General features: G+C 68.4%; 1 protein-coding gene. It reads right to left on the bottom strand.

Going from position 1 to position 1,012, the window contains the following annotated elements:
* Positions 1-190 precede the first annotated feature (190 nt).
* Positions 191-892, bottom strand: a complete 702-nt coding sequence (locus tag ACWIHY_RS33240) for a hypothetical protein (RefSeq protein WP_454380021.1) — start codon at positions 890-892, stop codon at positions 191-193.
* Positions 893-1,012: the final 120 nt, after the last annotated feature.

The following is a 1,012-nucleotide window of genomic DNA, read 5'->3' as shown; positions in this document are numbered from 1 at the left end:
CGAGGACGCCGAGGTCGAGGACGCCGAGGTCGAGGACGCCGAGGTCGAGGACGCCGAGGTCGAGGACGCCGAGGTCGAGGACGCCGAGGTCGAGGACGCCGAGGTCGAGGGTACGGCGTGTAGGGGGAAATCGCGTGGGGCTCCCGCCGCTGGCTGCGGCGGGAGCCTCCGGTGGTGCTGGTACGGGGTGTCAGTCCTGCCCGCGTACGCGCGTACGCATCTGCCGGACACGGCGCGGCTGCCCGGAGTTGCGGAACGTGATGTCCTTGGCCTGCAGTTTCTCCCGGCGGCGAGTTGCGTCGAGGACGTAGCGGGCCTGAAACCATTCGTTGTACTCGGCGTCGGCCTCGGTGAAGCCGAGGCCGCGGAGGATGCCCTCCAGCGCGGACTCCGTCGGCAGCTTCTTGCCGTTGCAGACGTCCGAGATGGTCGCCATCGACAAGGACACCCCGGCCTGCCGGGCGCGCGAGACGATCTGCTTGTACTGCACGTTCTGCATGACGATCAGGTCCAGCATGCCGATCGCGAAGTCCTCGAAGTGCAGGACGTGCTGGGGGAGCTTTCGCCGGTAGACGGCCCGTTGCTTCGGCAGTTCAGGCAGGCCGGCCGCACGGCGCTGCTTCTCGTCGGCGTACTTGTCCCACACGGGCCGCCAGTGGTTCGGGTCCTGTCCGAGGGCGGTGAGGTAGGCCGTCATGGTCTCCCACGACGCGACCCGGTACGGGTTGGTGACCTTGGAGAGCGTGGAGACGGACAGGCCGGACCTCTCGCGGAGCTGCTTCAAAGGCACGTTGTCGGGGCGCAGTTGCTGCATCAGGAGGGCGAGCGGTGCGGCCGGCCCGCTCGTGCTGGAGATGTCGCGGGGTTTGCGTCCAGTCTTCTTCTTGTCCATGGTGATCTCCCCGAACAGGGGGCGTGGGCCGGGGGGGGCCCGGAAACCGCGGGCCCATAAAAACCAAAAACATCCCCCCCACCGGTGGGCAAACGGGCATGGCCGGGAGGGGGGGGGAAA

It is taken from the genome of Streptomyces sp. NPDC055287, assembly GCF_053646035.1.
Note: the sequence above shows the minus strand (reverse complement) of the source record. Positions and strands in the feature narration are given on the sequence as shown.